Genomic DNA, 16,208 nt, shown 5'->3' with positions numbered 1-16,208 from the left:
AGAAATCATAACGTAATGAATGTACGGATAGCAACGATTCAGTAGAGTTCTCACGAAGTCTTTTCCCACAGAACCCATCTCAATTGATTAATCCAGTTTGGCTATCCTATCTGAGGTTCGGTATTGCAGCTGAGCTATATCCCCATAATTGCGTTATGATGACTAACCTATCGTGATTACTGAGGGGTAGACATTGATGAAGGGGCTGTCGAAATCTGCAAACTTCGATTGTGGCTCTCAATGGTCGCGGATCTTGAAGATGAGCCACATGAGGTCGAGCCGCTACCGAACATTGACTTCAATATCCGACAAGGAAATTCCCTTGTCGGGTTCACAAATTTAGTAGAAGTAACTGACGACGGCGATGCATCCCTCACCAATTGGGGCGGCGGTGTCGGAACTGGTGTACAGGAGTTATATGAGGATGTAATCAACGCGATCAGACGCCATCAAAAGGCCACTAGTACCGCTGAGGCGCAAAATGCACGCCAGGTTGCTGAATCGCTAGTTGATTCTCATAGCCAGGAATTGAATGAAAAAGTATTAGACCAATTCCACGCTGCGGGGCTTGACGAAGTTGATGAAGAGAAACTACAGGAATTTAGTCCATTTCACTGGGTATTGGAGTTCGCTCCTGTGTACGAAGACGGTGGATTCGATGTTGTCATCGGAAACCCTCCATGGGATCGTATCAAGCCGCTTCGTGACGACTATTTCTCCAAATACGATGAGACGTTTCGAACACGACTACCCGACGACAAAGATAGAGTCCAAGAAGAGCTTCTAGAAGATGATGATATCGCTGAGGGGTGGCAGGAATATCAGGATGAAATGGAACTTCGCGCAGAATACTTCAAGAACACGCCTGCATATGACCTACAGCGTCCTGTAATTGACGGGCGAGTCAATCCCAGTACGAATGATCTTTCATCTCTATTTTTTGAGCGCGTTTTCAAGCTTGCTGGTGACTCTTCTCGTGTCGCTCAGATTCTCCCTGGTGCAGTTTTTAATGGAGCATCTGGTAAAGACCTGCGAACCCACCTGTTGAATAACACGACTCTGGATGTACTGACAATCTTCGAGAATCACGGGATCTTCAAGCAGGTTGATGATAGATACAAGTTCGGCGTAGTAGTGTTCAGGAATAGTGGTTCGACAGAATATGTTTCTGGGAGATATGAAGCAGGCGATCTTTCAATCTTCGATAACTTCGATGAAAAAGCAATCCGGATTCCACGGGAGGTGCTTGAATCGTACTCTCCAGAAGCAGGTATCTTCCCATATATTGAATCGGAGCAAAAACTCAGTGTTCTCGAATCGATTATAGATAACCCACCCATCGCTCCAAAGGGCGCTCCGACTGGATATATGGAGCCGTATCAGGGACTCCGTCGTACAAGTGATGCAGACCGTTTCGTGGATAAATCAGAAGCCGACTACCCTGTCTACGGTGGTAAGAATATTTACCAATATTCCTATACTCCGGAATTCATAACAGACGTACAGGAACCCGAATTTTGGAGTGTCGAAGAAGATGACGACCCAGAGCGAAGTGCCAAGCAACGAATGCGGGAGAAGACTGTTCGCGATCTCAAATCCGCTATCTATGAAGCATTTGATGGCACGGGGTCTCAGAAAGGATTCGTCAATGGCCTATTGGAGCAACATCGTGGGGAACCACTCACCGAGAATGACGTACTTCTGGATTCCACTGAATATCGAATCGGTATTCGTCGAATTACGAACTCCACTAATGAGCGGACACTCATCGCCTCGGTGTTACCTAAGGGCATCGTTTGTCACAACACATTGCTGACTATCCCTAGCTACCTGATTCAGCCCTACGAGGAGGGACTCTCAGAAAGCCCACTTCATAACTTCTATACCCGGATGTTCTCTGACGAGGAACTGTTCGCTAAGCTCGGGCTTCTCAACTCGATCCCGCTTGATTACTTGCTTAGAACTAAGGTGGACACCGGTATTGTCATGTATAAGTTCAAGGAATCACAGATGCCCGATCTTTCTGAGGATGATAATTGGTTCCACTACATTTCCGAACGGGCTGCTCAGCTGAGTTGCTACGGTGATGAATTCGCCGAAATGCGCGACCGTCTCGGAGGAATTGATCCTGCAACGACTGAAGAAGCAAGGCGTGACATCCAGGCCGAAATTGACGCTGCGGCATTCCACGCTTACGGTCTTGAACATATGGAAGTTCAATTTGTACTTAAGGATTTCCACAGGGTCTCAAACCCCCGAATTATGACTGAAGACTACTTCGACACAGTGCTTGAGAAATACAATATACTTAAAAAAGAAGGACCGAAGCCATAGAAACGCATATTCTGAATACAGCTCACTGACTAACTCGCATTAGTGAATATTGTTGAGCGCTCGTCGAGTCATCGCCCCATCTACGTTGAGATATTGCCGAGCTGTAGCGATGTCCTCCCAACCGAACATAGCTCGGAGTGCTGCCAATTCTAACCCTCTGCTGGCGTGGTAGGAGGCTGCTGTCGCTCGAAGACCGTGTAATGAAGTTGCGTTTCTGGAAAGACGTGGAGCGAGATCAAGGGCGGTATTCAATCTTCGTTGTAATGTTGAGAAGGAGTACGGCCAGCCACCGTGTTCCGTAATCAGGAGATCGATCGCGACTCGGACCCGATACGAAAAATGAAACGGTACTGTTCGAGCAGCTGCGTCTGTTTTTGGAAGCCAATACAGGTCCGCAAAATCTTCGAATCTACTATCTGGATCATGTCGTAGGCGTTGTTCGATTGCCTGCCGACAATATCCACAGAGGCCACCATCTCTCCCTTTGGTGCAAGCGTGGTGCTCGGGAATGCGGATCATTTGTCGCTCGTGATCGATCCACGATGAACTCAGATGTGTCGTCTCACCGGGTCTTAGTCCGAGACGTCCACCGATTAGAATCGCAGCCCGCGATTCGAGTCGTTGAACGGGCTCGTCGATACGTCCTGCTCCTTCTAACAGTAATTCAAACTCGCGTTCACTAAGTGACTTTTCTCGTGTTGGTGCCATCTAGATAGGAAACGACTTTGAAATTGTTTAGAAGGCGAGCAAACGGGATCTTGATACGGAGAATCTGCATATACTTCACCCATTTATGAACTCATCTGACAAAGATTTAACCGAGGTCGCTGACTGTCTCTGTGCGTGCCATTTCCCCGCGCCAAATCGCCACGCCAACTCTACGATGAAGTCAAATCGTACGACCGGGTAATCACCCCGGACGGACCGCTTGCGAGTGCCCTCAACCGCCACCTCGATCGTTCGCATCTCGGTCCGTTCGCGATCCCACCACGCCGACTTGCAGTCGGTCGACGGCAAGAGTCTGAGGACCGTCTCGCCTTCCTCGGCATGCTTGATCACGAGGACTTCTCCTGGAAGCGTTGTGCATACGCGGTTGGGAATATCCTCCAGTGTTGGGAACACCGAGGGTCACACGACGCCATCTTCGAGTACGACGGCTACGTCGACGAAGCCACCGAACGAGCTGTGGAGCGAATCGCGGAACTCGAGACCGCCTCGATGAAGCTCACGAACGAGACCATCGATCCGGATCTCGACGTGGTCGTCGTCGAGCCGGCGATGCTCACCCAACTCGAACGAGCGTATCTACCCGCCGAGTACGACACGGTCGACCTTTTCACTGATACGGAGTTCGAGCTCCCTCCGTTCCGTATACACGACTCGACGACGGAGATCGCAGAGACCGTCGTCGATTCCGTGGATGACGAGAACGCTGATAACGTTGGGATTGTTCTCGACCAGGAAAGCGAGTACTCACCGCTTATCGAGTCCGCACTCGAAGCGGCCGATATCCCGTTTTTCGGCGGGCCGGGTTTCACAGATCGCAGCGAACATCGGTTGTTCCTCCACCTCCTCCGGACCGCCCACCGGGGGACTGATACCCGAATAAACGAGATCCGGTCACTGTTGACGGTCTTCGATTGCGACGTCGACGACGCTGACACAGACAAGCGACTCCATGAGCTTGACGATGGAGATCTCAAGTGGCTGATTGACTTCTGTCACGATATTCAAGAATACACGTTCTTGGACGCCCTCTCAGTGTTTGAACGCCACGCAGACGACACGCTCGACGCCTTCCGCGAGGAACTGGAAACACTCAACATCGCCGACGAATCCATTACAGAAGCGCGCCTCGACGATTTGTCGTTCTATCTCCAGACCTACGAGGTCCCGGTCGACCGAGAGAACGAGGGCGTTCTGCTCGCCGACGCGAAATCGGCGTCGTACGTGGGTCGTGAGGTTGTCTTCTACCTAGGGCTCGACGACCGCTGGACCCACTCGGCACCACGTCGTCCGTGGGTCGACCAGGACGCCCAGTTCACACGGAACCTCAAGAGCTTCCAGCTGCTGTTACAGAGCGGCAGCCAGCAACACTATCTCGTCCAAGACGCGACCGGCGGATCATCCGTTACGCCGTGCCTGTACTTCGAAGAGCTCCTCGAACCGGAGTACGACCGTTTCTCCGATCTGCCTTCGACAAGCCATCAGATCCAAACCGCAGCACGAGATGGTGACGGATTCGAGAACGAATCCGTCGGCGTGACGTCCGACCCAGTCGAGACGATCAGCAAGTCGAGTCTCAACACCTACGTGAACTCACCGCGGGACTACTACTTCAGCCGGATCGTCGACGGTCCGGAGAAGGCGTATCTCACCGAGGGCAACCTGCTCCACGACTTCGCGGAGTTCTACGTCAACCATCCGGACCCGGTTGACGAAGAGACACTCTCGGAGGTCGTCGAACTCATGCTCGACGACGTCCGTCCGCTGGTTCGCTCCGTCGACGAACGGACCCGGCGCACTGAGTATCGTGCGAGCCTCGAAACGATCGTCTCATATCTTGACGCGAACCAGCCGACCGAGGGCGCGTTTCTGACGCCGTCCAGTGGGGGTGACAATGCTGTCGCCGCTCACTTCGGTCGGGATGTCGACTCCCCCGTGACTGAACGCCGGTTTACTGATGAAGAACTGGGCATCAACGGAATGATCGACCTCGTTCAGTCGCAGCGAGACCTGCTCGACTACAAGAGCGGCAGCGAGAGCAGCGCCACCTCGATTGTCAAACACGCCGCGATTGACGAGCCGACAGACGAGCCTGACTTTCAGGCAGCGCTCTATCTCACCTATTGGCGTTCGCAACGTCCGAGTGAGCAACTCTCGTTCACGTTCTTCTACGTCACCGAACTCGTCGACGACATGATCGCCGGCGGCGCCGACGTCGACGACGCGCTGACGACTGTAACATACTACCCTGAATCGCTCACCGAGCACGTGCGACGTGAGGAGTTCTTCGAGTATCTCCGTGAGGAGGGGGCACAGAAGTGCCAGAAGATCCTCTCGAAGATCGACTATCAGACATACGCCGCGCTCTTCGATGCTGCGCCACTCGTCGAGACCACCGACAGCGACGAACTCATCGAATCGGAGTTCGGAGAGACGATGATTGACCGGCTCGAAACCGAGATTGGCGAGTACAAGTACGTGACAACAGGGAGCAAGCAGGTGATGCGAGCAATCGTCGACCGGCAGAAGGGTGCGTTCTTTAAAACCGATCTCGATGCGTTCGAATCGTTTGTCGACGATCGACTGGCGGAACTCAACCGGCGTCGCACTGGCGACGAGGCGTTCCCAATCGAGGGGCTCGCCGGTGAGCCGAACTACCGACGGGTTGACAACCGAGATCTCCTCCTGGAGGGTGAACAATGAGCGGCGTCGACCCGAACCCGGAACAACGCGAGCTCATGGAGGCGATTGACGGCCTCTATCTCGTCGATGCGGGTGCTGGCACCGGGAAGACGTTCACCGTTACACGGCGATACGCCAATATCGTGGCCCAAGATGGCGTCGATCCCGAAGACGTGCTGTTGGTGACCTTTACGAACAACGCGGCTGAGGAGATGCGGGAACGGATTGTGCGTCACAGTGAGTACGGGATGCGGGAGCTCGCGAACGCGCCGATCCAGACGTTCCACTCGCTGTCACACGATCTGCTCGACGAATACGGACACGACGCACCGATGTCCCTCGGGATCGAAGAGACGATCACTGGCTCGACACGGATTATCGAAGACGAAATCATCGAACAGGCGCTGTTTCGTGAGTTTATCGGCCAGTTCATCGATAATCACTCGGAGTATGACGAGTTCTTCACAGCACTGTCGGAGACATCGGAGCTGCTCGATCTGATCAAGGAACTGTCCGCAAAGGGTGTGTTCCCCACTGCGGATGGCTGGTACCGGGACGGTGAGTCACACCTCGACGGGAATTTCGAGGCGTTCGAGACGCTGTTCACCGACCGGAATGAACCACGCAACGGCGGGAGCAAGCAATCGAAGCTTCGAAAGAAGCTCTATCAGTATGGTGAAGACAAGACGTACCTCCCGGAGGCGCCCGCGAAATGGGACATCCGCGGCGATGGCAAGCAAGTCCCAGCGGACCTCGCCGAACGCGTCTTCGAGGAGGACCGAACGGCACTCAAGCGGTTCGTCCACGACGTATATCACGCCTATCTCGAGTTCGCGCTTCGGCGGAACTACCTGAACTTCGGGTTCCTCCAACTGTTCGCGTTCGTCCTCCTGTGTGAAGATCACGACCTCCGAGAGCAGCTGGGGTACGAGTACGTGATGGTCGACGAGTTCCAGGACTCCAGTGAAATTCAGTTCAAACTCACGCTGCTGCTCGCCGGCACGAACAACATCTGCGTGGTCGGCGACTGGAAACAGAGCATCTACAGTTTCCAGTACGCGGACGTCGACAACATCCGCGAGTTCGACGATCGGCTCGAACGGTTTGCCGCGGTGCTGAATCGGGACGCAGATCGAGTCACGTTCCCGACGACGCCGGTCGACGACAAGCAACTGACGCGGAATTACCGCTCGACGCAGTCCATCTTGGACTTCTCTACCCACGCGCTGACTGCCCGTGCGACAAAGAACGAATCGCTGGATGCGGAGGCTATCTCCGAGCAGGTAACACCACTGACCGCCGATACAGACCGAGACGATAGTTACATCGAGGCGCTCACGAGTGAGGACGAACACGAGGCCATTCTCGAAAAGATCGACGCGATCGTCGACAACGACGCCTACGCCGTCGAAGGCGACGACGGCACATATCGCGCTCCAGAGTACGGCGACATCGCCGTGTTGACGCGAACCCGTGATTTCGGGCGGGATCTGCTCGATACGGCGAGTGAATTCGGTCTCCCGATGGCTTACGAGGGTGGGATCGAGGTCTTTCGGACCGACGCCGCGAAGCTGGTGTTAGCGTGGTTGCGTATCCTCGAACGCGATGCCGAACGCGGGTGGGCGCTAGTCCTTGAAGAGGCTGGCTACACGATCGACGAGGCGAAGGCGATCATCGAGCGTGAGGCGTACCCCGAAGCCATGGTCGCCTTCCGAGAGGATCTCCGAGAGCTGGAGACGTTCGGCGGGGTCGCCCGGCGCGTGTTCGAACAGTACGGCCGTTCCGGCCCCACCGCAGACGTCGTTCTCGACACTATCCAGTCGGTTCACGGGACGACGACGTTCACCCGTAGCGAGCTGATCCGATTCATCGAGGAGGCGATTGCTGATGGGAGCACACACGATGTCGACACCGGGGCTGGGACGAATGCGGTGACTGTCCAGACGATCCACGCAACGAAGGGGCTCGAATACCCGATCGTTATTCTCGCGAATATGAACGCCAACAAGTTCCCGTCTTCCGGCGGGAGCGGGAGCGATATCGCGTACACCGACCCGATTGGCCTCCGACAGCGGAAGGTGTACTCAGAGGAGGCACACGATGTCCCATATGTCTACGACAACTGGAAGGCAGACGTTCTCAATCGTTGCCTCCCCCAGAACTACGATGAGGAACGTCGGCTCCTCTATGTGGCTGTCACGCGCGCCGAGAGCCACCTCGTCTTGACCGGTGGCGCTGACCCGAATTCATTCCTCGATGCACTCCCCGTTGCTGTCGACGATGTCGATCCCGATCTGTCTGCGTTCAATCCGGACGACGGCGAGCATTCACCATATTCGGTCGACATTCCCGAGCCTGATGGCCCGGCGAGCTACTCACCGCACACCTTCATCGATGACGCCGTCTTCGAAGGGAATACTGGCGGCCGGGGAATAGAGTTCGGGTCAGACGTCCACGAGTTTGCGGAACGGTATGTTCTCGGTGAGGCAGTCGAAACCGGCGATAACCCTGACAAGGAGCACGTGAAGGCGTTACTCGACTCACTCGATGGTGAGACGAGAGCTGAGATCGATGCGTTCCTCCCACTTACTGTCGACGGCGAGAAGGTAACGATAGGCGGTATCATCGACTTGCTCCACGTGACAGCTGACCGTGTCGAAATCATCGACTACAAAACCGATCTCACAACGCACGCAGAAGATGAATACCGGAAACAGCTCAGTATCTACTACCATGTCGTCGCCGACCAATATCCCGATCGGTCGGTCACTGCATCTATTTTCTACACCGATGATGGCACTCGGCACAATATCACCCCTCTCAATAAGGCGGCTCTTCGAGAGCTAGTGCTAACACATAGTGTTTAAATTACTTGTCTCGTAGGTACTGAGCACTAAACACTCAATGGTCGAAATTCACAATTCCCTTCGCTCTCTGTTCAGTGCTCCAATTAAAGAGCAGGATGGGACGTACATAGTGGAAGTTCCCTCGAGTGAAATCGAGTATGAAGCGTTGTCAGCTGACGAAACGTATCGCGTAGCGATTCTGGAATCTCCAGTCTCGACGGAATCGTCAGTACAACAGGAGTCACAGAGAGCCCCTTCTCGTGAGACTGCGAGCCATTCTCTCTCCGGATCCCCTGTTGAGGAAGGCGAAGTACGTGATGTGACCATCGAGACGGTCGGCGATCAGGGCGATGGAATCGCAAAAGTCGAACGTGGTTACGTCGTGATCGTTCCCGGCGCTCAACCCGGCGACAAGCCAACCGTCGAAATCGAACAAGTTCAGGAGAATGTCGCGTTCGCGAGTATCGTTGATAGCGATCCGCGGACGGTCTAACTGTTCTCTCTGAGCCGGCCTTCTTCTCGGTAAATCATCGGTGTGAGAAGGCTCCGTTCGAGTAAGTCTATTGAGGTGGTTCTGGAAGTACGACTTCTCCACCGTTCGTGATGACACAATCTACCAAGCTCGTAATTCAATCTATGACAAAGGAACCGATTGAGGTACTCGACGACTTGGCCAACCAGGTCGCCGATGAGTTCGAGGCGTATAGACAGCCGGACGAATTCAAGGATGTCTCGCTCGTGATTGAGAACAGCGACGAGGAGCGTCCGACGCTAATCGTCCACGTCGATAGGGAGGATGCGGAGGTTCTTGCCGACCGCATTGATGAGCTCCTCCGCGAGCACGGTGCTCGTACTGAACGAGAACGACACTCAGCTACGGATGTCCGTGTGTTAGCGACGGTCGACTGACAACCACCCCTCCAATTTTTTGACTGACTGCAAGCACCGCTGAAGGGCCTTATCTTCACTTCTGGTCAAGGGAGTCCGACCGATTCAGCTCAGGTGGTCAATCTGTGCAGACAGATACTCTTGGAGAGCGGTGACCGTTTCTTCTGAGACAGCTGAGGCCCCGAAGTCACTCCGAAATCCGTGCTTGAGTTCGTCGCTCTCCAAGATATCCAGTCCACGCTCAAGTTGCTCCCGTAGGCATTGTCGTCCCCTCGCCGCAGATGGGGCGTGACAGCGTTGAGGTCGATCTCTTCTGCCACTGCCAGGACGTCCCGAAGGTCTGTTTCACGGCCGCTGTGGAGTTTTGCCGCGACGAGGACTGCCCCATCGATAACTCTGGCCGTCGTCGTCACCGTCCCCCCGCTCACCTCCTGCTGGTGGCTGTGGTCGTATAGGTAGGAACGACCACTGTGCCTCTGTTTGGCGACACCCGAGTCCGTTCACTAGGAGATCGAAGCCGATCGGCTGTTGCGGCGTGAGCCGCTTTTCGTACTCGATCACTTCGGTGTCGTAGAACCATTCCTTGGCGTGGCTGTCTGTTTCCTCGAAGCCCTGCTGTTCCAGGAATTCGACGAATTCACCCTTGGAATCAGGTGCGACGACGATGTCGAGGTCCGTGGAGAAGCGTGCGTTGAACGCGGAGACAGCGTAGCCGCCGACAAGGACGTACTCGTGCCCCGATTGCGTGAGCTCCTCGAGCAGTTCGATGAGTGCGTCACTCCGGTTGTTGAAGCTCATGTCTGTGCCCGTTCCGTCTCACGATACGCGACGCCGAGATCAAGGTCTTCGTACATCCGGTCGAGCATCGCTAGCCCCGACTGGAACTGGGCGTAGTTCTCGCGCATATACTCGATCGTCTCAGCTCTCGGGATCACTGGGTACCCTTCGACGTGATTGACGTCGAGTGACGAGCGTGGCTCAAGGACGATCTGTAGCGGCCCGTCCAGCTTGTCTCGGGGCTGTCGTTCGAATGCGGTGGGGAGGTCGAAGGACTCGAAAAACGTTTCCCAAGCATCGACGTCTTGCTCGTGGACGGCCAGGAACAGCGGATAGTCATCGGGGTCACGACCGACTTGATAGCCACCCTGGGTCCATACGTAGACGGCGTCGATCCGCGTAAACGCGTACGGTCGGTCACCGAACTGTGGGATGACGTATGCCTCCTCAATCGAAGGCGGACTGACGCCGGCGCTAGCAGTCACGAGCTCGCGTGCGGCGTCTCTCACGCGCTCGTCGACGACGGAGAGGCCATCATCATAACTGATGTAGCCTGCGTCTTCGAGACGGTTCACGGCCTGTCTCACCGTCTCGTACGGCGTGTGGAGGTGTTGGGCGACACGGCGGATAGAGTCACCACTCTCGATAGCGAGGATGACCTGCGCCGCCGTGTCATCGAGTACCTCGTACATCTGGTGGTTACCAATAATCCGGTAAAAGTCTTACTTGATTGGCCAAGAAGCCACGATCTCTCCACTCGTCTCAAAGGTAGCTCTGATTCCTGTCGAAACGATTTGGAACGAGTAAAACGAACGAAACGAGCAAAACGAACAGAATGAGGGGAACGAACGTGTTGAACGCATTCTGCGGAACGAACTGGCTGAGGATGGGCTGGCTTCCCGGTACTCGATCGGTAGGATGAAAGGAACGAACGAAACGAATGAAATGAACGAGTTGATAGAAATGAGTGTGTTTGCTTCAACGAGCGCAACGAACAATTGGTTTTAACACCGTAGTAATCCTCTCACCGAATGAAACACCCTCACTGAACGCACCGAACGAAACGAGCAAAACGAACGAAATGAATACAACGGGAGAAACGAAGAAAATGACCGACACCAATACCGCACGAATCACGGTGGCGAATCAGAAGGGCGGCGCGGGGAAGACAACCGACGTCATTCATACTGGCGGCGCACTCGCCGCACGAGGCTATGACGTCCTCTTGGTCGATATCGACTACCACGGAGGGCTCACCTGCTCGCTCGGATACAACGACCTGTACTACGACACCGACCGTACGACGCTGTTCGACGTCCTCGACTTCGATCAGATGGAGTCGGTGAACGACATCATCGTCGAGCACGAGGAATTCGACATCCTTCCCGCCAGCGAGAAGCTCGCGAACAACAAGAACATCCAGACGCTGCTTGAGGCGCCGAAGAGTCGCGAGCGGTTGGAGATGACTCTCGACGAACTCGAGAGGGACTACGACTACATCATCGTCGACACGCCGCCATCCCTGAACGTCCTCACTGACAACGCCCTCGTCGCGACCGGCAATGTCGTCATCCCCGTTATTCCCGAGAAGCTCAACGCCAACAGCCTCCAGATTTTCGCGAAACAGCTAAGCTCTCTCGAACAGGCGTACGGAGACATCAATCGGCTCGCGATTGTCTGTAACCGTGTCGAGCGGAACGCCGAGCACCGCGACACCATCGAGGAGATCAAGTCGGCGTACTCCCTCCCAGTGTTCGAGATTCCGAAGCGGACCGATCTCTCCCAGTCGATTGGCGAGGGGGTGTCCGTCTTTGGCTTCGGTAAGGAGAACCAGCGTGTCGAGGATGCACGCGACTTGTTCAACGAGATTTCCGACCTGTTCGACGAGACGTTTGAGAAGACTGCCCCAGAGGAGGTGGAAGCATGACCGACGGCTGGGGCGATGCTTCCGGCATCGAGGGCAACTACGAAGAGGTGGACGACGAGACTGATTCCAGCGAAACGAGTGAGGTGAGTGAAACGCTAGAATCCAGTTCATCGACCGAAACGACCGAACCGGCTTCAACGAGTGAAACGAACGAAACGAGCAAAACGAAGACGAACATTAAGGACGAGTGGAACGGGCGGACGATCTACATTCCCGATGGTGTCCTCGACGAGATGGAGGACACGTACCTCGAGTTCCAGCTGAAGCTCCGCAAGGCGGGGCAGGACGAGTTCAAGAAGAATCGCCACTTCTACCCGCTACTCGTCCAGTTCGGTGTTGAGGCGCTCTCTGAGGCGGATGCCGAGGAAATCCAGGCTCGGCTTTCGAAACTCGGCAACGAATGACCTCGCGGAGAACACAACCTCGGAGGGTGGATTTGATGCGTGCCTTCTGTTCAAGTACAACAACAGTGACATTGGAGCACTCTGTTGATTCAGGTTTTATGTCACTCAGATACTTTTCCAAGCTTTCTCAGCGTGGTTTATTCGAAAAACGAGAGGGAGAGAGCTTAATCAAACTCAAACAGTGTGAAAATAAAACACGCAACAAAACCATCCTCGAAACTGTGGACTCGATTTCTTGGAGAATAGACCTCGCAATATATGGTTTATTCGTGTAGTGCATTCTATAGCCTGTTACAGCGTGGGTTTGGCAGACTCTTTCCGTCAGCCGAACCCATAGATCACGACCTCCAGACGGTATCAACATCAAATTTAATCGTTCTTACGAAGGGAGGAGGGCTTAGGCTTCAAATGCCGCTTCCAACTTCTCATACATCCTCCTTCGCCGGGCCTTCCGCTCTTGCTCCCTAGACAAGTAGTTCCGAAGCACGACCTCCGTCGACGAACTCCCCTGGTCTTCAGCAACCCCCTCCAATCCCTCTAGAACCTCCCCAACAGCCTCTTGATACGCCGAGTACCAGAACCGACGTCCCATCTTCGGCGTGGGTGTATCCCCATCAACAACCACGCCAGCACTGTCAGCAAGCTGTTTGAATCGACGACGTATCGTACTCACCGACGCGTGCCCCGTTGACGACGCCCGAGAGGGGAACAGATACCCGTTCCACGTCTCCTGGTCGGTGAGCGCATCAATCCGGTCAGTTACAATGTCCACACCGTACAGCAGCGTCACCTCACCAGGACCGTTCTTCCGCTCTCCATCACCGAACGACAGATGGGGGTCCTCAGCATCCAAGACTACCTGATCGACGTGCAGTGCAGCAACCTCGGAAGGCCGTAATCCCCACCCAGCGAGTGCAACCACGACTAACTCCGCTTCGGGCGAGTCGACCTCACCGTAGATTCGACGCACCTGCGAAGCCGACAACGCCTGTGGGTCCGGCTCGCTTGCTTCCCACCCGAACTCCTCACCAGCCTCAGAGAGTGGGTTGTACTTCGCGTACTTCCGGCGTTTCACGAACGCGTACCACGCTCTGGCGACGTGCAGATACTCGAGCTTCGAGCTATCTGTCGACAGTTCCTCGTCGAACACGTCGAGGACGGCGAGACAGCGTTCGATTTCTCGCGGCTGGTGATCTAACTCAGACAGCGGTTCGAGCAACGCATCTGTCCCGTGCAACTCCCGGTATGTCCGAACCCACTTCGACAACCGAGTTCGGTGGGTCTCGACGGTACTCTGTGCTCGTCCACCACGGGTCTCTATCGACGTGAGATACGCGTCGAGCGCGTCGACAGTGGCGTCGTGGTCGACGTTCCACTCCCACTCTTCAGACTCTGTGTCTTCGAGGCCGACGACCTTGACGAAGAACTGCGTGGGTGTCAGGTCGTGATGCTCGCGCAGCGCGTACGCGATGCCACTGTACCCGTGTTCGGTGAGCCAGTCGTAGGTCGGAACGTCGCGGTCCTCGTCGAACCCATCGCGATATCGCTTCGGTGCGATGTCTTGCCAGTAGACGTCGACGAGTTCGTCGAGGCTCATCTGAGACCATTTGTAGCGCTTTTCTCTCGGTCCGTCGTCTGAAGCCGTATCTTCGGCGTCCAAACCCTGGGAGTCAGACTGCTGATTCACGCCTGCTCACCGGGGAGTAACCCGCTTGCCGTGTGTTGGGGTGATTTTGAGTCGTAGATATTCATTGATCTACGACAATCTTCAGTATAGTTAATACTTTGGCTGATGCAGGAGTGGTTTATACACAACGTCAGTTAGTAAATTCTGGTCTCTGAGAACAAAATGAGCGTATATCATATAGCGCTATACAAAATATATTCTGTCCGCCCCACACACAACCTCGGAGGATGGAAGTGTTGCGTGTCTTCTGTTCAAGCATTATAATGATGAAATAGGAGCAGTCTGTCGATTCTGATTTTTATGTCACTCAGAAAACCTTTCCAAGCTTTCTCACCGCTATAGATTCGAAACCGCAAGATTAGAGCCTAATCAAATTCAAACAGTGTGAAAATAAGACACGCAACAGAACCCAAACTCCGAAACTGTGGCCCCACCATGCAGGGCTCTACGTTACTTCCAACATCGATCGATCTGAGGGGCTTTGCAATAATTCCCTTATCTGAGCATCGCCACTCGAGGTCGTCTCGGTGTAGTGCCTCCTCTCTTTGCCTGTTTCCGGTCGGCCACGGGTTCGGAAGCACTAGTTGTACAACTCTCCGTTGACCATCTTTTGTTTTCACCTATTACTCTTAGACTTCCTCTGAATCGGGGATCTGTGTACTGAGAGCCGAAATCACACTTCCGGATACGAGAACAAGAGCAAGCGCCATACCGAGGGTTGTGATCTCTGCAACACCTCCAATGATTACCGGACCAACCAGGAAAGCCCCGTAGCCGACAAACGTGACGACCGAGCTCGCCTCACCTGACCGATTAGGAGCGAGGTCCCCTGCAATCGAAAACCCAAGTGGTGCAACAATAGCCATTGAGAGCCCAACTAATGCAAAGCCAATTACCACGAGCGGAAGGACCGACGTCAGAAGTGCTACTGCCATTCCCACGGCACCAATGACTCCTGATGCGAAAAGAAGCGTCCGAGGTGCGAATGCTCTGGCTGCCCATGCACCGTTGATTCGTCCGACTGTCATTGCCGTGTGGAATCCAACAACGCCAAACGACCCCACCGACACCGGTGCGTCGAGTACGGTTCGAAGATAGATCGCTGCCCAATTCTCCATTGCTCCTTCCGCGAAGAATGCTAAGGAAACGATGACTGCGACCAATAGAATGATTGGTTCGAAGAAGAGAGAACGAACCGACGCATCGCCATCCGACACCTCCTCTGTGGTACTTTGCGCGGGGTAGCTGAGTCTGGTCACTAACCCACCAACGAATATGAGGGTGAGACCAGCAAGGCAGAGGTAGACCATCGAAAGAGAAAGTCCAGCACCCAACATTACCCCGGCGACGAGCGCGCCGATTGCAGCAGCACCGCTGTATGCGGCATGAAAGTACGACATGATTGATCCTCCCGACTGCTGTTCGACAGTAATCGCTGCCGAATTCATCCCCACGTCGAAGCTTCCACTACTTGCCAAAAAGACCCCGAAGAAGGGAAGTAAAACCAGATACGTTCTGATTGACGCAACTCCAGCAAGTCCAAAAGCGAGTAAGACACCCGTTCCAGCGACTATTGCCTGAGGTCCAAATCGGTCGCTTAGTCGCCCCGCGATGATCATGCTTGGAAGGGCGACGAGTGTTCCACCAGTGAGTAGTACACCTACTGCTCCCGGTGAGAGGTTGAGGATTACTTGTAATTCTGAGAGTGAGATCTGCCATGCCCCGTTAACGAAGCCCAGTATTCCGAATGAAAGCAATGTACTCGCGAATTGCACCGATGGACCAGGCAATCGGCTCTCGAACGCTCTCATAAACATCTCAGACGCCTGGTCTCTCCTGTGGCGGTCTTCTCCCGATTGAATGGTCGCCGTAACGGCCCTGCGAACCGTGTCCTTTGTTCATGACTGTGTGTGATGGTTCTCTGTGAAAAATATTTT

The 16,208-nt window shown here is 54.5% G+C and carries 11 protein-coding genes and 1 pseudogene; 7 read left to right on the top strand and 5 right to left on the bottom strand.

Annotated elements, in window-relative coordinates:
• Window positions 1–228: 228 nt before the first annotated feature.
• A complete protein-coding gene (locus ATB1_RS12725; RefSeq protein WP_157837745.1) occupies window positions 229–2,334 on the top strand; it encodes an Eco57I restriction-modification methylase domain-containing protein in 2,106 nt (701 codons plus the stop codon).
• 39 nt (window positions 2,335–2,373) lie between these two features.
• Here the strand turns inward: ATB1_RS12725 and ATB1_RS24395 are convergent, their stop codons facing one another.
• The gene (locus ATB1_RS24395; RefSeq protein ID WP_082256404.1) at window positions 2,374–3,042 is read right to left on the bottom strand and encodes a tyrosine-type recombinase/integrase; all 669 of its coding nucleotides are present in this window, start codon (window positions 3,040–3,042) and stop codon (window positions 2,374–2,376) included.
• 135 nt (window positions 3,043–3,177) lie between these two features.
• On the opposite strand from ATB1_RS24395, the gene ATB1_RS12715 reads away from it, so the two are divergent.
• The 4 genes from ATB1_RS12715 (at window position 3,178) to ATB1_RS12700 (ending at window position 9,497) form a co-directional block, all read left to right on the top strand.
• Window positions 3,178–5,763, top strand: a complete 2,586-nt coding sequence (locus ATB1_RS12715) for a PD-(D/E)XK nuclease family protein (protein ID WP_042664158.1) — start codon at window positions 3,178–3,180, stop codon at window positions 5,761–5,763.
• On the top strand, window positions 5,760–8,609 hold the full coding sequence (locus tag ATB1_RS12710; protein ID WP_042664157.1) for an exodeoxyribonuclease V subunit beta: 2,850 nt from the start codon (window positions 5,760–5,762) through the stop codon (window positions 8,607–8,609). The genes ATB1_RS12715 and ATB1_RS12710 overlap by 4 nt, the downstream gene beginning before the upstream one ends.
• Window positions 8,610–8,646: 37 nt before the next feature.
• Window positions 8,647–9,081 (top strand): TRAM domain-containing protein, encoded by a 435-nt coding sequence (locus ATB1_RS12705; RefSeq protein WP_042664155.1) that lies wholly within the window; start codon window positions 8,647–8,649, stop codon window positions 9,079–9,081.
• Window positions 9,082–9,224: 143 nt separating this feature from the next.
• A complete protein-coding gene (locus ATB1_RS12700; protein WP_042664300.1) occupies window positions 9,225–9,497 on the top strand; it encodes a hypothetical protein in 273 nt (90 codons plus the stop codon).
• An 84-nt stretch (window positions 9,498–9,581) separates the two neighbouring features.
• On the opposite strand, the pseudogene ATB1_RS12695 reads toward ATB1_RS12700, so the two are convergent.
• Together ATB1_RS12695 and ATB1_RS12690 are read right to left on the bottom strand one after the other, a co-directional pair.
• Window positions 9,582–10,274, bottom strand: a pseudogene (locus ATB1_RS12695) (nucleotidyltransferase domain-containing protein).
• Complete coding sequence (locus tag ATB1_RS12690) at window positions 10,271–10,945, bottom strand: helix-turn-helix domain-containing protein (protein WP_042664154.1); 675 nt, start codon at window positions 10,943–10,945, stop codon at window positions 10,271–10,273. The pseudogene ATB1_RS12695 and the gene ATB1_RS12690 overlap by 4 nt, the downstream one beginning before the upstream one ends.
• Before the next feature lie 416 nt (window positions 10,946–11,361).
• Between ATB1_RS12690 and ATB1_RS12685 the strand changes: the two genes are divergently transcribed.
• Window positions 11,362–12,180, top strand: coding sequence for a ParA family protein (locus tag ATB1_RS12685; RefSeq protein WP_042664299.1), 819 nt, complete (start codon window positions 11,362–11,364; stop codon window positions 12,178–12,180).
• Complete coding sequence (locus tag ATB1_RS12680) at window positions 12,177–12,584, top strand: hypothetical protein (protein ID WP_042664151.1); 408 nt, start codon at window positions 12,177–12,179, stop codon at window positions 12,582–12,584. The genes ATB1_RS12685 and ATB1_RS12680 overlap by 4 nt, the downstream gene beginning before the upstream one ends.
• A gap of 397 nt (window positions 12,585–12,981) precedes the next feature.
• On the opposite strand, the gene ATB1_RS12675 is transcribed toward ATB1_RS12680, so the two are convergent.
• Both ATB1_RS12675 and ATB1_RS12670 read right to left on the bottom strand, forming a co-directional pair.
• A complete protein-coding gene (locus ATB1_RS12675; RefSeq protein WP_042664149.1) occupies window positions 12,982–14,181 on the bottom strand; it encodes a tyrosine-type recombinase/integrase in 1,200 nt (399 codons plus the stop codon).
• A 719-nt stretch (window positions 14,182–14,900) separates the two neighbouring features.
• Window positions 14,901–16,046 carry an MFS transporter gene (locus tag ATB1_RS12670; RefSeq protein ID WP_157837744.1) on the bottom strand — a complete coding sequence of 382 codons (1,146 nt, stop codon included), beginning with the start codon at window positions 16,044–16,046 and terminating at the stop codon, window positions 14,901–14,903.
• Window positions 16,047–16,208: the final 162 nt, after the last annotated feature.

The organism is Haloferax sp. ATB1, from assembly GCF_000730175.1.
Note: the sequence above shows the minus strand (reverse complement) of the source record. Positions and strands in the feature narration are given on the sequence as shown.

Coding starts and splice junctions, on each gene's coding strand:
- ATB1_RS12690 (WP_042664154.1), bottom strand. CDS start 10,945: ATGTACGAGGTACTCGATGACACGGCGGCGCAGGTCATCCTCGCTATC.
- ATB1_RS24395 (WP_082256404.1), bottom strand. CDS start 3,042: ATGGCACCAACACGAGAAAAGTCACTTAGTGAACGCGAGTTTGAATTA.
- ATB1_RS12705 (WP_042664155.1), top strand. CDS start 8,647: ATGGTCGAAATTCACAATTCCCTTCGCTCTCTGTTCAGTGCTCCAATT.
- ATB1_RS12680 (WP_042664151.1), top strand. CDS start 12,177: ATGACCGACGGCTGGGGCGATGCTTCCGGCATCGAGGGCAACTACGAA.
- ATB1_RS12685 (WP_042664299.1), top strand. CDS start 11,362: ATGACCGACACCAATACCGCACGAATCACGGTGGCGAATCAGAAGGGC.
- ATB1_RS12700 (WP_042664300.1), top strand. CDS start 9,225: ATGACAAAGGAACCGATTGAGGTACTCGACGACTTGGCCAACCAGGTC.
- ATB1_RS12675 (WP_042664149.1), bottom strand. CDS start 14,181: ATGAGCCTCGACGAACTCGTCGACGTCTACTGGCAAGACATCGCACCG.
- ATB1_RS12710 (WP_042664157.1), top strand. CDS start 5,760: ATGAGCGGCGTCGACCCGAACCCGGAACAACGCGAGCTCATGGAGGCG.